The sequence below is a fragment of the Paenibacillus sp. NPDC058898 genome (assembly GCF_049316025.1).
Taxonomy (GTDB): Bacteria; Bacillota; Bacilli; order Paenibacillales; family Paenibacillaceae; genus Paenibacillus_AQ.
The window spans coordinates 123,959-139,657 of sequence record NZ_JBMOSM010000010.1 but is presented as its reverse complement, the minus strand read 5'-3'; the positions used below and the strand labels follow the sequence as shown (position 1 = coordinate 139,657).

14 protein-coding genes are annotated in these 15,699 nt (G+C 49.7%); 10 read left to right on the top strand and 4 right to left on the bottom strand.

Annotated features, from left to right (window positions below; all coding sequences use genetic code 11):
• Positions 1–10: 10 nt before the first annotated feature.
• From ACOZB4_RS24175 to ACOZB4_RS24150, 6 genes are all read left to right on the top strand, one after another.
• A complete protein-coding gene (locus tag ACOZB4_RS24175) occupies positions 11–790 on the top strand; it encodes an alpha/beta fold hydrolase (RefSeq protein ID WP_379414435.1) in 780 nt (259 codons plus the stop codon).
• A 237-nt stretch (positions 791–1,027) separates the two neighbouring features.
• Positions 1,028–2,212: an acyl-CoA dehydrogenase family protein gene (locus ACOZB4_RS24170; RefSeq protein WP_379414436.1), complete on the top strand. Its 1,185-nt coding sequence runs from the start codon at positions 1,028–1,030 to the stop codon at positions 2,210–2,212.
• A 307-nt stretch (positions 2,213–2,519) separates the two neighbouring features.
• Complete coding sequence (locus ACOZB4_RS24165; protein WP_379414437.1) at positions 2,520–3,293, top strand: hypothetical protein; 774 nt, start codon at positions 2,520–2,522, stop codon at positions 3,291–3,293.
• Positions 3,294–3,461: 168 nt separating this feature from the next.
• A complete protein-coding gene (locus ACOZB4_RS24160) occupies positions 3,462–4,232 on the top strand; it encodes a MerR family transcriptional regulator (protein ID WP_379414438.1) in 771 nt (256 codons plus the stop codon).
• Positions 4,233–4,539: 307 nt separating this feature from the next.
• Positions 4,540–5,958 (top strand): alanine/glycine:cation symporter family protein, encoded by a 1,419-nt coding sequence (locus ACOZB4_RS24155; protein WP_379414439.1) that lies wholly within the window; start codon positions 4,540–4,542, stop codon positions 5,956–5,958.
• 125 nt (positions 5,959–6,083) lie between these two features.
• Complete coding sequence (locus ACOZB4_RS24150; RefSeq protein WP_379414440.1) at positions 6,084–7,064, top strand: anti sigma factor C-terminal domain-containing protein; 981 nt, start codon at positions 6,084–6,086, stop codon at positions 7,062–7,064.
• A 231-nt stretch (positions 7,065–7,295) separates the two neighbouring features.
• On the opposite strand, the gene ACOZB4_RS24145 is transcribed toward ACOZB4_RS24150, so the two are convergent.
• The 3 genes from ACOZB4_RS24145 to ACOZB4_RS24135 all read right to left on the bottom strand — a co-directional run bounded on the left by ACOZB4_RS24145 (position 7,296) and on the right by ACOZB4_RS24135 (position 9,899).
• Positions 7,296–7,811, bottom strand: coding sequence for a DinB family protein (locus tag ACOZB4_RS24145; protein ID WP_076325955.1), 516 nt, complete (start codon positions 7,809–7,811; stop codon positions 7,296–7,298).
• A gap of 74 nt (positions 7,812–7,885) precedes the next feature.
• Positions 7,886–8,491 (bottom strand): class I SAM-dependent methyltransferase, encoded by a 606-nt coding sequence (locus tag ACOZB4_RS24140; RefSeq protein ID WP_379414441.1) that lies wholly within the window; start codon positions 8,489–8,491, stop codon positions 7,886–7,888.
• On the bottom strand, positions 8,484–9,899 hold the full coding sequence (locus ACOZB4_RS24135) for an NAD-dependent malic enzyme (RefSeq protein WP_379414442.1): 1,416 nt from the start codon (positions 9,897–9,899) through the stop codon (positions 8,484–8,486). The genes ACOZB4_RS24140 and ACOZB4_RS24135 overlap by 8 nt, the downstream gene beginning before the upstream one ends.
• A 205-nt stretch (positions 9,900–10,104) precedes the next feature.
• On the opposite strand from ACOZB4_RS24135, the gene ACOZB4_RS24130 reads away from it, so the two are divergent.
• Positions 10,105–10,404: a hypothetical protein gene (locus tag ACOZB4_RS24130; protein ID WP_076325952.1), complete on the top strand. Its 300-nt coding sequence runs from the start codon at positions 10,105–10,107 to the stop codon at positions 10,402–10,404.
• 390 nt (positions 10,405–10,794) lie between these two features.
• Entirely contained in the window at positions 10,795–11,832 is a 1,038-nt protein-coding gene (locus ACOZB4_RS24125) for a lytic polysaccharide monooxygenase (RefSeq protein WP_379414443.1), read from the top strand.
• Positions 11,833–12,623: 791 nt separating this feature from the next.
• On the opposite strand, the gene ACOZB4_RS24120 is transcribed toward ACOZB4_RS24125, so the two are convergent.
• Positions 12,624–13,385, bottom strand: coding sequence for a DeoR/GlpR family DNA-binding transcription regulator (locus ACOZB4_RS24120; protein ID WP_071221931.1), 762 nt, complete (start codon positions 13,383–13,385; stop codon positions 12,624–12,626).
• A gap of 361 nt (positions 13,386–13,746) precedes the next feature.
• Here ACOZB4_RS24120 and ACOZB4_RS24115 point away from each other — a divergent pair, with 361 nt between their 5' ends.
• Both ACOZB4_RS24115 and ACOZB4_RS24110 read left to right on the top strand, forming a co-directional pair.
• Complete coding sequence (locus ACOZB4_RS24115; RefSeq protein WP_379414444.1) at positions 13,747–14,802, top strand: ABC transporter ATP-binding protein; 1,056 nt, start codon at positions 13,747–13,749, stop codon at positions 14,800–14,802.
• Entirely contained in the window at positions 14,795–15,673 is an 879-nt protein-coding gene (locus tag ACOZB4_RS24110; protein WP_213647855.1) for a carbohydrate ABC transporter permease, read from the top strand. Before ACOZB4_RS24115 ends, ACOZB4_RS24110 begins: the two co-directional genes overlap by 8 nt.
• Positions 15,674–15,699: the final 26 nt, after the last annotated feature.

Sequence of the window (15,699 nt, the reverse complement as noted above, 5' to 3'; positions counted from 1 at the left end):
GGATGGTTATATGCCGATTTTCAAAGGAAGGGAAGTCGATCTGTACTATGAAGTAAAGGGAGAAGGAAAGCCGCTTGTTTTTACGCATGGGGCCTCATGGAATCATGAACAATGGCAGCCGCAAGTCGATTATTTCTCTCGTCAGTACCAAACCGTGGTGTGGGATGTTCGGGGGCATGGTTCGTCTTCCTTGCCGGACGGCAAGGTGGACTCGGAGGATTTTAGCCGGGATTTGGCGGATTTGCTAAGTCATCTGGGCATCGAGAAAGCGATCCTGTGCGGTTTGTCCATGGGTGGGCATATTTCGCTGCAGACTGCCGTTCGCTATCCTGACAAGGTTGCAGCCCTGGTACTGATCGGCACTCCGTTCACGAATGCGTTCAATTGGTATGAGCGAATGTTCGTGCCGCTAAATCGCTGGTCAAGTTACTTGATGCCGATGTCCTTATCGGGAAAAATGCAAGGGAAAATGCTATCCAAGTACAATCAGAGCAATCAAGCTTATATAGAGAAAGCCTTTCGTTCCATCCCGCATTCCAACTGGGTTCGGATATGGGATGCGGTGACCCGGATGGAGAGCACGCAGGATCTGCATAAGATCCATTGTCCAACCTTGCTTCTTCAAGGAGAGAGCGACACGATGATCCGAAGGCAGCAGGAATACATGCAGGAGAGAATTGCGAATTCGCGATTAAGAATCATCCGGAACGCTCACCATGCAACGAATTTGGATAACCCGGATGAAGTCAATGAAGCCATCGCTTCATTTCTGACAGAGAACGCGATGTAGACTATCCTATTTGCGTCTTGGATCCGCGTCGTTTCTGCAGCGCGGATTTTTTTGCGAGAAAAACTTCATCTAAACGCGGTCTGTCTTCTATGATTCGGAATTCATACACTGGATATATCCGAACTAAAGGGGGGAGCGGCGATCGGTGAGCCCCCTCATTGACACCCCAAAATAGGGTTGCTACAATTTTATGTATATATCTATCGGAATACAAGGGTTAGCAAGGAGGGGACGAACTTGAATCGATCCGGTTCCACAGATCCATTCATACGTAATGAACGCGAAGCCATGATCGCAGCTCGGGCCGATAAGCTTGGAGCGAAATTCGCGGTAAGAGCTCCACGGCACGACTTGGAGGGATCGTTTCCGTTCGAGAATTTTGATGACTTGAAGGAGTCGGGCTATCTGAAGCTGACCGTCCCGGCATCCTTTGGAGGAGAAGAAGCCTCCGTATACGAGATGGTGCTTGCCCAAGAACGACTCGCCAGAGGTGACGGCTCTACGGCGCTGGCGGTCGGTTGGCATATCGGGCAAATACTCCAGCTGCGCCTATCCGAGGCTTGGCCGGAGCCTTTATTTGAGAGACTGTGCAAAGACGTTGTAGCTGAAGGCGTGGTTATTAATGAGCTGGCGAGTGAACCTGCGACAGGGAGTCCCAGCCGGGGCGGAAGGCCGGAGACCACGGCGCGGCGGGTGCCTGGCGGCTGGCGCATTACCGGACGCAAAACCTTCAGCACGTTAAGCCCGATCTTGAAGCAATTTGTGGTTACGGCAGGTATCGAGCATAGCGAGAAGGTCGGTGCGTTCCTCGTGCGCAGCGGGCCCGGGGTTAAGGTCGAGGAAACCTGGAATACGATGGGCATGCGGGCAACGGGAAGCCATGACATGATTCTGGAGGACGTCTTCGTGCCGGAGACGGAAGTGATTCGGGGACTCGATTATGAGAAACCTGAGTTTCCCGTATCGACGGAAGGCATTCTGCTTCACATCCCGGCATGTTATATGGGGATTGCTTATGCCGCACGCAATTTTGCCATCGATTTTGCCCGTCATCATAAACCGAATTCCTTGACTGTCCCCATTGCCGAATTGCCGAATATCCAAAGACATATCGCCCAAATCGAAGTGGATCTGCTTACGGCCCGCAGTTATTTGTATCAAACCGCCGACCGCTGGGACAAGGAAGTGGAGAACCGCGCTGCGCTCAAGCCTGAGCTGGGTCTTGCCAAATATGTCGTGACCAATGCAGCGGTCCGGATTGTCGATCACGCCATGCGGATCGTTGGAGGCTTGAGTCTCTCCCGGCAGCTCCCGTTGGAACGAATGTACAGGGATGTCCGGGCGGGTCTTCATAATCCGCCGATGGACGATGTCGTGCTGACGAATCTCGCCCGTCGAGCCATTTCGGAAGTGGAGGAGTAGGGGAACTAAAGCTCGATATGATGGGATGAGGCCATTTCGAGAATAGTTGCTTATTGAATCGTGAAGGAATAACAGACAGGAACCGCTGAAGAGGCTGCCTCCGGCGGTTTTTTTCGTTGTCTTTTTGATTGGGAATAGCTATAAACCGCGTCCGCGATCCTGGTGAACACGGTATGTTGTGTCTAGCATTCAGCAAACCTTCAGCTTAGCCTAAGCCTGGCATAACGTTCCCCTAAGTTTACTTTCAGATTCCCTCTCTATACTTCAAATTGTAAGACAAACCATAACCCTAAAAGGAGAGATGAAGATGAATCCGATAAGTAAAAAAGTGTTAGTAAGCAGCATGGCAGCAGCGATTGTGCTGGGGGGAGCCGGGTACCTTCAGAACAAGGTTCTTGCAGCGGCGAGCACGGACGCTTCCACCTCGGTATCCGAGGATGGACAGACGGGGACAGACTCATCGGCTGCGGATGCAGTGAAGAACCGAGCTGGAAAGTGGATGGATCGTAAGGCGGGTGGACCTCGCGGCGGTAACATCGTAAAAGAAACGGCCGAGGTCCTTGGGCTCACGGAGGCAGAGATCCGGACGGCGCTTGAAGCGGGCAGCACGTTTGCTGAAATTGCCGAAGGCAAAGGAATGACCCAATCCGTGTTCGTGCAGAAGCTGACCGAGCTGGAAACCTCCAAGATCGATGAGCGCCTGAGTGAAGGCAGTATAACGGAAACTGAAGCAGCCGAATGGAAAGAGGGGCTGAGTGCCCGCCTTACGCAAATGGTAGAGAGCAGCGAAGCCGGTTTTGGAAAAGGTCATGGCAAAGGCGGCCGAGGTTTCGGCCAATTCGGTAATCCGGAGGAAATCGCAGCTTTGCTCGGATTGTCGGAGGACGAGCTGAAGGCGGAAATGAAAGAAGGGCAGTCGCTAGCCGAGATAGCCGCCATGAAGGGGATTGCAGAGGATCAATTGGTTCAGAAGCTGAAGGATCAAATGACCGAGCCCTTGAAGCAGTGGATTAACGAGAAGCATACAGATGCCGATAAATCCGCAGCCGCTGCAGCGGATACGGGAGAGGAAGCGAACTAACATACTGAATGTGATCGTTTTGGGAGACTGGGTGGTATTCTGTTAAGAATACATTCAGTTTCTTTTTTATTTTGTATGCTGAGGATGGCGGGTATCATTTTTTTCGCGAAAAGTGTTGACCTTAACGTTACGTAAAGGTGTACATTGATGTTGTCAGGAGGTGAAACCATGGAATACACGGTGCAGAAGCTTGGAAAGTTGGCAGGAATAAGTACCCGGACGCTCCGTTATTACGATGAGATTGGCATTCTGAAGCCGGCCAGAATCAACTCGTCAGGATATCGGATTTATGGGCAGGAGGAGGTCGATCAATTGCAGCAGATCTTGTTTTACCGAGAGCTCGGACTTCCATTGGACGGGATCAAAGAGATTATGACCTCACCATTCTTCAACCGGGCCCAGGCGCTCCAGGAACACCATGCGCAGCTCCTAGACAAAAGAAGGCAATTGGATTTGCTGATTACCAATGTGGAGAACACGATCGCCTCCGCCGAAGGGAGAAAGACCATGAGTGACCAAGAGAAATTCGAAGGATTCAAGCAGAAGCTGATTGATGATAATGAGAAGAAATACGGTAAGGAAATTCGCGAGAAGTATGGCGAAGAGACTGTGAATAGATCCAATGCCAAGCTGAAAAACATGACGCAAGCGCAGCATGAGGAAGTAACGCGTCTGGCTGATGAGCTGTACGAGACGCTGGCTGAAGCGTTTAAGCAAGGCGACCCTGCCAGTGAGCTGGCCCAGAAGGCGGCCGATCTTCACAAGCGTTGGCTCACCTATTATTGGAACGATTACAGCAAAGAGGCCCACGCGGGCCTTGCTCAGATGTACGTTGATGATGAGCGCTTTACCGCCCATTACGATGAGAAGCAGCCCGGAACAGCAGTGTTCCTACGCGATGCGATTCTGATCTACACAGGCATGAACCCTTCATCATAGAAAGGGTGGTTGTAGCAGCCTGAACATGATGACTGGACCCTCTCCCTGCGCTTTAACACGCAGAGGGGAGGGTCTTTTTTTATATGGTATCCCTTGCAGGTCCATGCCCTGCTCACCCTGCTGCCGAGTAGGGAGTACCTTAACAATTGTCTCGACTTTCAGGAGGAGGGTTCCCGTCGAAACCATGTCCCCCAATTTCCACAATTAACCTCTTGTTTCCGAAGGGGAAGTAATGGTTAGATGAAACGTGGACTATTTTACACAAAACCTACACCATGGGTGATGACTTATATAGCGAGGGTAGAGTATGGATCAAATTGTACAGCAAGTAGTGAATATCTTTAATGATTTTTTATGGTCTAAGCTGCTCATCGTATTGCTGATTGCCGTTGGCCTGTATTTCACGGTAGGGACCAAGTTTCTGCAGTTTCGCCTGATCGGTGAGATGTTCCGGGTAATCCGCGAACCCAAGAGTAAAGGCAGCATTTCGCCTTTTCAGGCATTTGCCATCAGTATGGCTGCCCGTGTCGGGACAGGGAATATAACCGGGGTTGCTCTGGCCATCTCGCTTGGGGGACCTGGGGCCGTATTCTGGATGTGGATCATTGCGCTTATCGGTTCGGCATCCAGCTTTATCGAGAGTACGCTGGCCCAGATCTATAAAGTAAAAGATGGGGCGGGTGGTTATCGCGGCGGTCCCGCTTATTACATGCAGCAAGGATTGAAGAAACGGTGGATGGGCGTATTGTTTGCGATCCTGATCACCTTGTCCTTCGGGCTTGTCTTTAATGCGGTCCAATCCAATACGATTACGATTGCTTTCGAGAATTCATTCGGAACCGACCGTTTAACCCTCGGAATTATCATGGCGGTTATCTTCGCCGTTATTATCTTTGGCGGCGTGAAGCGGATTGCCAAAATGTCGGAGCTGATCGTTGTCGTACTGGCGGTGGTGTATGTCGGTGCCGCGCTGTTTATCGTATTAGCCAACATCACTAAGCTGCCGGAAGTTTTTGCTCTTATCGTCAAAAGCGCGTTCGGCTATGAGCAGGTCGTTGGCGGATCGATCGGTGCCGCTCTCATGAACGGAATCAAAAGAGGGCTGTTCTCCAACGAAGCCGGCATGGGGAGCGCACCTAACGCAGCGGCTACCGCAACAACAAGCCATCCTGCCAAGCAAGGGCTGGTGCAGGCGCTGGGCGTCATGATTGATACGCTGGTCATATGTACAAGTACCGCCTTCATTATTCTTTTTACCGGTGCCTACCAGCAGACCGGACTTGATGGAATCGCCCTGACTCAGGCTGCGCTGGGCATGGAGATGGGGGCATGGGCGTCCGACTTCCTGGCGATCATGGTCTTCCTGTTTGCGTTCAGCACGCTGATCGGCAATTATTACTACGGGGAAACCAATATCGAATTTTTGAAGTCGAATCGGGCATGGATATGGGCCTATCGGGCTTGTGTGCTGGCCATGGTCATCTTCGGCTCCGTTACCAGCGTGAAGCTGGTGTGGGATTTGGCCGACCTGTTCATGGGATTGATGGTGATTGTGAATCTTGTGGCCATTACGCTGCTTTCCCGAACGGCCTTTGCAGCGCTTCAAGATTACTTGAAGCAGAAGCGGGCTGGCGTGAACCCTGTCTTCACCAAGGACAGCATCAAAGGGCTGCAGGATGTGGAATGCTGGGATGGACACAACACCCCATCCACTGAAGCGAAATAATATAGAATTTTGTGTGATATGGAATCGTTACAGTAGCTGCGTGTTTTTAGCTGCTGTAGCGATTTTTATTTTACCGTAACATTTGCGCGATCAAACCGTTGTCTACATGAGAAGGTAGAGAGGAGATGAATACGAAAGTGATGAATCGGATGATCTGGCGGACAAGGGTGAAGGAGCTTATATATGCTTTGTTAGTTGTATTAATATTGTTTTTTATTTATGCCGTGTATAACTCAGCTATCCACATCTACCATTATAAAACCGGCCTAAATGATAAATTTCTAAGGACCGTCATAACAACGGTTGAATTGCATGAAAGTGGACTTATAGTAGATAAACGAAGCTCGCCTTTGGGTGAAGTGACGCCCTTCCTCACTCAGAAGACAAATCTGAAAGTGTATAAGAATGTGGGGGAATGGCAGGTAATTGTCGGAGAGCTTCACGCGAAGAAGCAATTAGGGGGAAAACTGACGTATTCTATTGAGGAACTGAATCCTTATTTGAATCGTGAGGAAAGAAATCCTTATATCCTGAACTCTGCGCTGCTGGAGGGTAGGGAGATTAAAGACGATCCTCACCCTACTGGTGCAATGAACCAGTTAGGGAGACTTGAAGACGGAAACGTAGCGGAATTATTCTTCTCGCTTCGAACGCTTAGGTCACCGGAGGAGGTCTTGGAGCTCTTGTCGGACTATGACGTTAAAGCAACCAGTATGGCTGTTTTTGCAGGAGAACTGAAGGATTTCAAGCTGGGTACTTATAGCTCTAGCGGCGCAGATTACACGATCCCACATCTCACATTGAGGCCCAAGGTTCAGTTTAGCGATAATCATTTTCTTTCAAGTTGGCATACTTTCTTCTCACAGGATGACGGGATAACGGATCATGTGCAGCAACTGATCGCCGACGTTGAATGGATGACCAACAATATCAAATATAACGGTGTGGATGATGACAAACGCCGGCTGGCCTACTTGAAGAAAAATGGAGTTCAAGTTTACGGAGCGACCGTTACCGGACCTGTGCGGGAGTTGGAGAAGCTGAAGGAGGAGCAGGAATTTTGGGAGTTCCGTTTGGGCCGGATCGAGGTATGGAATTGGAGTTAAGACAGCTTGCGCTGCCAACCTTTACATCATACAAGAATGAGTTGGTGGGTCGCGCTTCCAAACCAAGAAACGGTCTCCTTTCGTATTTCTAGCGGAAAGGACGAAACGATTCGTACACGGAGCGTCTCCTAACAGAAAAAGGGGGATCCCGTCAGATCTAAGATCTTTTTGGACACCCCCATTTTGTTAAGAATAAGCCATATTAGACCATTGCTAAGCAATCTTCATAAACTACGTTAAATATTTATCCCGCAGAATATTCAGGTGATGAAGCTCATGCCCAGCAATGACATAGGCGGCTGCCCGGGCGGAGAGCGGGTAATTGTTGAATGTACCTTGACGCAGCAGCGCTTCCTCCGTCAAGCTTCCAACCAGTGTAATGGTAGACTGCCTGACGGCAGCATAATCCTTAAGGGCCTCCCGTAACGGGAGATGGCTGAAGGGAGAATTCTGGACAAAAATCTCCCTGTCGTATCCCGAAAATTCACGGGCATCCCCACGCGCGATGTAGAGAATGCGGTAGTTCCATAAGCGCTCTACATCGGCGATGTGTCCGACCACCTGTTTTAGACTCCATTTCCCTTCCGCATAACGAACATTCGCTTGTTCTTCCGTCAGATCGCTGAGCGATCTCAACGTTTCATCATGCTGCCGCTGTAATACCTCAGCAATATGGCCTTCGGGGACAAGAGAGACGTATTTTTCGGCGAGGAGCAAATATTCATTAGAATCAGGCCTTGTATTCATAACAAGTTCCTCCAGATCAATTAATAAGAGCTTACATAAAAAATTATGCAGACAGGTCAAAATCAATGAATGGATCAAGTTGCTTGTGCCCAGATTAGATGGACGATGCCGTTCCAATAGCGCTCCGTCTTCATGATATTCAGTTCCGAGGCATTCGCGATCTGGATCATGTCCCTATTATAATGACAGCCGGATATCCGCTGTGCTGCGGGGTTGATCAGATGCTGCATGGCGCCAAGGAGTCGATTCGTGCTCATGCCATGCTCCAATAAATAAATGCGGCCGCCGGGTTTGGCCCAGCGGTTGATTTTATTCAAGGCTTTGACCGGATCCTCATAGCCGCATAGCGACAGGGTGGATACAACGCAATCATAGGAACGTTCCGGCAGCTCCAGCGTCTCGATATCCCGTTCCAGGAAACTGGCCCGAATGCCAAGCTCGGAGGCCATCCGCCGCGCACGGCTTAGCATCTCGGGACTGAAATCGACAGCCGTTACGTTCACCTTATCGCGATGATAAAATGGGAAATTCGCGCCGGCGCCAACAGCTACCTCAAGCACGTCACCCTCTACATCCTGAAGCAGCCGCTGTCTCCATTCACCGAGCCTCCGTTGCCTGGTGTTCCTTTCATATATCGCTGCCTGTTTATTGAACTTCCGAATGAGGGATTTCTTATTCACGCGGAATTCTCCGGGCAACGCCGGTTTTGACAGCTGCTTTCACGACAAGCTCCCGAATGGCTTTCACGACGTTCTGGTTGAACACGCTTGGAATAATATACGACGGGTTGCGTTCTTCGTCCGATACGGCGGATGCAATGGCTTCGGCTGCAGCCAGCTTCATCTCCTCATTAATCGTGGTCGCTCTGCAGTCCAAGGCCGCACGGAAAATACCCGGGAAACAGAGGACGTTATTAATCTGGTTCGGATAATCCGAACGTCCGGTTGCAATGACGCCTACAATATCCTCGACCTCTTCCGGTTTAATCTCGGGCGTAGGGTTTGCCATTGCGAATACGATCGGTTGATCGGCCATGGCTTGTACGTCCTCACGGCGGAGCAGGCCGCCGGCAGAGAGGCCGATGAACACGTCGGCACCTTGGATCACTTCACGCAAGGAACCTTCGACTTTATTCGGGTTCGTATGCTCTGCGTACCATTGCCACATACTATTGCTGTATGCATGTCCGCCAACCAGTGCACCCTCGCGGTCTACGCCAATGATGTCCTTGACGCCGGCTGACAGGAGGATTTTGCTGCATGCTACGCCCGCAGCACCGATTCCACATACCACGACCCTAATGTTATCGATCGATTTCCCGACAATTTTCAACGAATTGATCAGTGCCGCATACAGAACCACCGCCGTGCCGTGCTGGTCATCGTGAAACACGGGAATGTCCAGCTCATCCCGCAGTCGTTGTTCAATCTCGAAGCAGCGCGGTGAGGAGATATCCTCCAGGTTAATGCCGCCAAAAGCCGGAGCCATTGCTTTGATGCAGGCAATAATCTCTTCGGTATCCTGGGTATCCAGGCAGATCGGAAAGGAGTCTACGCCTGCAAACTGTTTGAAGAGCATCGACTTTCCTTCCATGACCGGCATGGCCGCATAAGGACCGATGTTGCCCAAACCGAGTACGGCGCTTCCGTCCGAGATGACGGCCACCGTGTTTCTTTTAATTGTAAGCGTAAAGGCTTTTTTCGGGTCTTCTTGGATGGCTGAACATACGCGGGCAACATCTGGCGTATAGACGCGCGACAGGTCATCACGGTTTTGGATTGGGATTTTGGGCTGGGTTTCGATCTTGCCGCCGAGATGCAGCAGGAAGGTACGGTCCGAAACGTTGACGAGCCGGACGCCCTTTAGATTTTTCACTGAATTAGTAATTTTACCGATATCCACGCTGTCCGTAACCGTAATAGTAATATCGCGTACGGTAATGTGGCCGCTCGCCTGAATGACGTCGATGGCGACCATGTCTCCCCCCGCCTCAAATATGGCGGATGCAACTTGACCGAATTTGATTTCTTGTGTATTCATTTCTAGTCTGAGGATAATGCTTTTTCCTCCGAGTCCGTTGTTTTCCATTGCTACCTCCAAATGTTTGATCGATTTCGTCCTTCTGAGTGTATGTAGCTGTGCAAAATGTTAACGTTATCATAGTTCGCTGAGCAGTGGTCAATTTCCTGTTTCATTGGAAAGAAACCGTGATATATATAAGAAGAATTTATTGGAAATGCGAATGCCAGGGAAGTATAATCGAAAGCATCTTATTGTGAAGGAGAGAGCTGCCATGAATGCCAGAATCGAGGAGCTTGAAAAGCGTTTGACGACCCAGCATCATAAGGACCTGTTCCTTCAGATGAAACATACGTTGAAAGCCGTTGATGATTTGGCCGAACAGCACCGGGTCTACCAGGCTGTTCAGGCACTCAGTGGGACACGCATTGTCGGGACGGAGGAACATGTTTATTTCGACACCTTGAATCAGGTCAAGGAACAAATTGTGCATACCCTGGAGCTGACGATTGAGGATTTGGAGCACAAAGGGGATAAACATTATACGAAGCATTTTAAGGACGGCGTGGAATAGGAGTCGTTCTGCCGAACAGAACGGATAAAAAGTTTGGATGAAAGCAAGAATCCACAGGGATTCTTGCTTTTTTATATTTTGTTTTTTTGATTGTTTTCAGCAAATTCAGTGTATTTTCATAACAATTTGCGTTACATATTTATCCAATTTCGTTGAAATGTGTAACAAATCGTTGATTAGTATTATGGGATAAGGCTTCCAGATGCTTTAAAATAATTATAGTACTGGTAAAGCTTGGACGATGATTGTGGAAGATTTCCAAGTTCAGTCAAGTTATCTAGTCAAGTTAAGAGGGTAACTACTGTATCGAAGAAAGGAGGTGGACTGAACAGCCGGAGGTTGTGTAAACGCTTTATTTATTATCTTTTATATTAAAGGAGGAATAATTGTATGACTTTAAGTTTGCCGAACAAAGCTTGGCTCAAGCATCTAATCATTGCCGGTTCCACGATGTTAGTGATGACCTTATTCATGGTTTTATTTGCAGATAAAGCTTTTGCCCACGGGTATGTCGATTCTCCAGGCAGCCGCGCCATTCTGTGTAAGCAGGGGCAAAATACCGATTGCGGCGCAATCGTGTATGAGCCTCAAAGCTTGGAAGCTCCTAAAGGCTGGCCGAATGCAGGTCCTGCCGATGGCAAAATCGCCAGTGCAGGCGGCGCGTTCCCTAAACTTGACGAGCAATCCGCAACTCGCTGGAGCAAAGTAAGCATTTCCCCGGGAACCACAACGTTCCAATGGCATTTGACAGCCAACCATGTGACGGCAAGCTGGAAATACTACATTACGAAAGACGGCTGGGATCAAAATGCTCCGCTGAGCAGAGCATCGTTTGATCTGACGCCTTTCTGCTCCATTGACTACGGCGGTGTAAAACCTCCGACAAACTATGCGTCCACTTGTAACGTTCCTGCTAAATCCGGTTACCATGTCATTCTGGCGGTATGGGAAGTAGCTGACACACCTAACGCTTTCTATAACGTCATCGATGTGGACTTTGGCGGTGGCGGCGGAACTCCGGATCCAGGCGTACCAGCACCGACAGGACTTACTTCCCCATCCCAAACCAACAGCAGTGTTTCCTTGGCATGGGCAGCTTCCACCGGTGCTTCCAGTTACGAAATTTACCGTAACGGATCTCTTGTGGGTACATCCACAACAACCTCCTATACCAATACGGGGTTAGCCGAAGGAACGTCCTATACGTATACTGTGGTAGCCGTAAGCAATACGGGCAGCAAATCATCAGCATCCGCCCCGCTTACCGTGTCAACATCCGGAAGCTCAGCGACCTATCCGGCATGGAATGCAACAGCTGTTTACTTAGGTGGCAGCAAAGTCAGCTACAACGGCGTGAACTATGAGGCGAAATGGTGGACTCAAGGCGAAACTCCTGGATCTGCCGATGTTTGGAAAGTCATCCCTTAATCGAATAGTGTGAGAGGATCCGGCGTCATATGACTGCCGGATCTTTTTTAAGCCGCCGAGGAAGGAATGGGAGAGTGGGGTTCATTAATACGTGTAGAGGAAATAGCTCCCGTCGGCTACGCATTGACCCTGGTGGCTCTTGGAAGTACCTATCGAAATGTTGTGGGTTCACTGACTGTCGATGTTCTTCATTCGATGATTTCATGGCCTTCGTCAACTTTAACGGACCCTAGTTCCGTTATTTAAGATCATAACCCGATTTTTCACAATGTACCGGACTCCAGATCCGCTATTATGAGAATTACGGGAGCAAATACCGATTAAAACAGCAAATAAGGTTTGCTGGGTCCTCTAAGATTACTAAAAGGGCTGTTTTCTATGAAATAAGGCATTCTGAGTCCGTAAGGAAGTCCTCACACATACCAAAGAACAAGTTGAGTTTTGAACATATTGAATGATATGACGATCGTATTTTTGGACGTACAGTGAATCTCTGCTTATTGCCCTTTTGGTCTAAGCGGGGGGAATCGAAGTCCGCTCCCCAACTAGTCTTAATGGTAGCAGAAGAGTTATCCTTGAGAGTTAAAGGCAGCATGAGCTTGTTGTCACTTGGATGGTAAACATAGCAGTGAGATAGAAATAAATAAGCTGCCAGCAAGCCGCAGCGTGATCAGGGCACCCCCAGGGGTGCCCTTTGTGTTTTCTGTAAGAAGGATGTTTAGGTATGCCAAGGTGCGCAATGGTACGTAAGGTATGCAAAGGTATGCAAAGGTATACAAAGAGCGCAAGCCTCAAACCCTGTACACGGTAATGCCTCGTTCCTGAAACGGCTTGATATCCGAGTCGGAAGCCTCAGTGCCGGTGACGAGGGTATGTATGGCGCTATTGGGAGCGACTGTGTGCAGAGACAGCTTGCCAATCTTGCTGTGGTCGGTGACCACGACAATTTCGCCGGCGGCTTGAATCATATTCTGTTTGGCCGGGACGAGCAGCGCCTCCGGGTGCATGAGGCCATGCTGAGGATGCAAGGCAGGGGTACCAATGAACGCTTTCTCGACATGCAGGGATTTCAGTACATGGTCGGTAAACATGCCGTTTAGCATATAGCTCGAGGGGTACAGCTCCCCGCCGGTCAGAATGACTTTGATACCCGGCGCATCGCGGAGCTCAACAGCAACGTTCATATCGTTCGTAATGACCGTAATGTCCGAGCGGTGCACAAGATGCGTCGCAATATGAAGGGTGGTTGTTCCCGAATCAATGATGATATTCTCCCCGTCTTCCACAAGCGAAGCCGCAAGCTGACCGATGCGTATTTTCTCGTCCCGGTGAAAGTTGGTTCGCTCATTAAAGGATGGCTCGTTATGCGTCCATTGCTCCATGATGACCCCGCCATGTGTGCGCTTCAAAGCGCCTTCCTGTTCAATCTCCGCCAAATCACGGCGAATGGTGGCCGTGTGAACACCGAATTCCGATGCCAGCGCAGCAACCGTTGCTGTTCGGTATTGCCTTACGTAATCAATGATCCTTTTCTTTCGTTCATGTGCCAGCAATCGATAATTTCTCCCTTCCTGAATGGACAATGAGCTGTAGAGGTACGTTTGTACATACAATGCGCATTTTTGCTCTTTTATGCTTAAGGGTTCCATGTCTTATTAGTGTACTCGCATTATGTTAATTCCATGTTAAATCCCTTGATACGAAGCGAATTTACAAAATCCGTACGAAGGTCTAACACTCTCCTAATATTGCACATCTACAATCGAATTAAATAAAAATGAACAAAAGTGATCATTACATGTGCATTTGATGCGTACTTATTATCAGGTGCATGTAAGGGATTTCATTTTTATGGATTCATTGATTTTTGCTTGTCATGACAACATCATTACACTTTCGTGAGGGGGATCGCTCTTGGCATCCATTGAATTTGTGAAAGTAAGCAAGTCGTTTGATCGTCAAACCGTTATCCAGGACCTGGATCTTACCATCGAAGACGGAAAATTCACCGTGCTGGTCGGTCCGTCAGGTTGCGGGAAAACAACGCTCTTAAGGATGATTGCAGGCATTGACCCTCAAACCTCCGGTTCCGTTCTTATCAATGGCAAGGATGTTACGCGAATTGCACCGGGGAAGCGCGGCGTGGCCATGGTATTTCAGAATTACGCGATTTACCCGACGATGTCGGTTCGCGAGAATATCGAGTTTGGTCTCGTGAACAACAAGGTTCCCAAAGCAGAACGCACACGTCTGGTGGAGACCATAGGGGCAACCGTGGGACTGAACGATTACTTGGATCGTAAGCCTTCTACCTTGTCTGGCGGACAACGGCAGCGAGTGGCTTTGGCCCGGGCGATGGTTAAGGATCCGTCCGTATTCCTGATGGATGAGCCGCTGTCCAATCTGGATGCCAAGCTGAGGGTTCAGATGCGGATCGAGCTGATTGAACTGCACAAGAAGCTGGGAACGACCTTTGTCTATGTGACCCATGACCAAATCGAGGCGATGTCGATGGCGGACACCATCGTGCTGATGAACAAAGGCGTCATTCAGCAGGAAGCGCCGCCTGAGGTGGTGTACCGCGAGCCCAGCAATCTGTTTGCGGCCCAGTTTATCGGGGTTCCCCCCATGAACATTGCGCCGCTGGGCGACGACCGCACTACATTTGGATTCCGTCCGGAGAGCGTTGTGATCGGCTCAGAACCGGAGTCGTTTCATTATACGACCAAGGGTGAGATCATTACGCGCGAAATGCTGGGCTCCGAGACAATTTATCAGGTAAGGACGATGGAGGGCCAGGCCTTCATGGTGAAGTGCCAGGATGACAAATTTCATGTCGATCAGGAGGTATATCTCGGCGTGGCGGCGGATAAATTGTTTTTCTTCGGGGCGGATGAGAAGCGGGGCGAAGAGCAGGACATCCGCTATAGGGGGTTTATGGAGCGGCTGAGAGGGCTGGCTCATGGATAAGAAGCGGATCTGGGAAGGGATCAGGCCCTATGTGCTGATCGCGCCGGCCATGGCGGGTATCATGCTGTTTGTGATGTATCCGGTAGGTTATCTGATTTACTTAAGCCTGTTCAAATACAACCTGATGAACAAGGACAAGAGCAAGTTTGTCGGACTGGACAATTTCACCCAGATTCTGGGTCGCGGGGATTTCTACAAAGCGTTATGGAACACTTCCATCTATACAGTCGGCGTCGTGATTCTAACCATGCTGCTGTCCCTATTGATTGCGGTGTGGCTGAACAAGAAGGGCCGTTTCAATTCGGTCGTTCAGGCTGGGATTTTCACACCGCACGTCGTTTCCATTGTATCGATCTCGCTGGTTTGGCTGTGGCTGATGGAGCCGAATCAAGGACTTCTCAATTATCTGTTCAAGCTGGTGGGGCTCCCGCCGTCCGCATGGCTGCAAAGCTCCAAGACCGCATTGATATCCGTCATTATCGTATCGGTCTGGCAGGCCATCGGTTATTACACCCTGATTATCGTGGCGGCCCTGCAGAGCATATCGCCAAGCATTTATGAAGCGGCGGCGCTGGATAATGCCAGTAGGTTCAAGGTGTTTTACAAAATCACATTGCCGATGATTTCGCCGCAGCTGTTTTTTATCCTGATCATCATGACGATCGGTTCCTTCAAAGTATTTGATACCGTTCAGGTGATGACAGGCGGAGGACCGAATAATGCAACGACCACGCTTGTGTATTACATATACGGCTTCCGAACGACCAACATCGGTTATTCGGCTGCGACAGGCGTCGTGCTCATGGCCATTATCGGATTGCTTACGTTCATCTATTTCCGGCTGCTGTCCAAGAAGGTCCATTATCAATAAGGCTTTGGCCAAGCAGAAAGGAGGCA

Bases quoted from the DNA above. Each gene is read 5' to 3' on its own strand.
- ACOZB4_RS24175 (WP_379414435.1), top strand. From the start codon at position 11: ATGCCGATTTTCAAAGGAAGGGAAGTCGATCTGTACTATGAAGTAAAG.
- ACOZB4_RS24165 (WP_379414437.1), top strand. From the start codon at position 2,520: ATGAATCCGATAAGTAAAAAAGTGTTAGTAAGCAGCATGGCAGCAGCG.
- ACOZB4_RS24160 (WP_379414438.1), top strand. From the start codon at position 3,462: ATGGAATACACGGTGCAGAAGCTTGGAAAGTTGGCAGGAATAAGTACC.
- ACOZB4_RS24155 (WP_379414439.1), top strand. From the start codon at position 4,540: ATGGATCAAATTGTACAGCAAGTAGTGAATATCTTTAATGATTTTTTA.
- ACOZB4_RS24150 (WP_379414440.1), top strand. From the start codon at position 6,084: ATGAATACGAAAGTGATGAATCGGATGATCTGGCGGACAAGGGTGAAG.
- ACOZB4_RS24145 (WP_076325955.1), bottom strand. From the start codon at position 7,811: ATGAATACAAGGCCTGATTCTAATGAATATTTGCTCCTCGCCGAAAAA.
- ACOZB4_RS24135 (WP_379414442.1), bottom strand. From the start codon at position 9,899: ATGGAAAACAACGGACTCGGAGGAAAAAGCATTATCCTCAGACTAGAA.
- ACOZB4_RS24130 (WP_076325952.1), top strand. From the start codon at position 10,105: ATGAATGCCAGAATCGAGGAGCTTGAAAAGCGTTTGACGACCCAGCAT.
- ACOZB4_RS24125 (WP_379414443.1), top strand. From the start codon at position 10,795: ATGACTTTAAGTTTGCCGAACAAAGCTTGGCTCAAGCATCTAATCATT.
- ACOZB4_RS24110 (WP_213647855.1), top strand. From the start codon at position 14,795: ATGGATAAGAAGCGGATCTGGGAAGGGATCAGGCCCTATGTGCTGATC.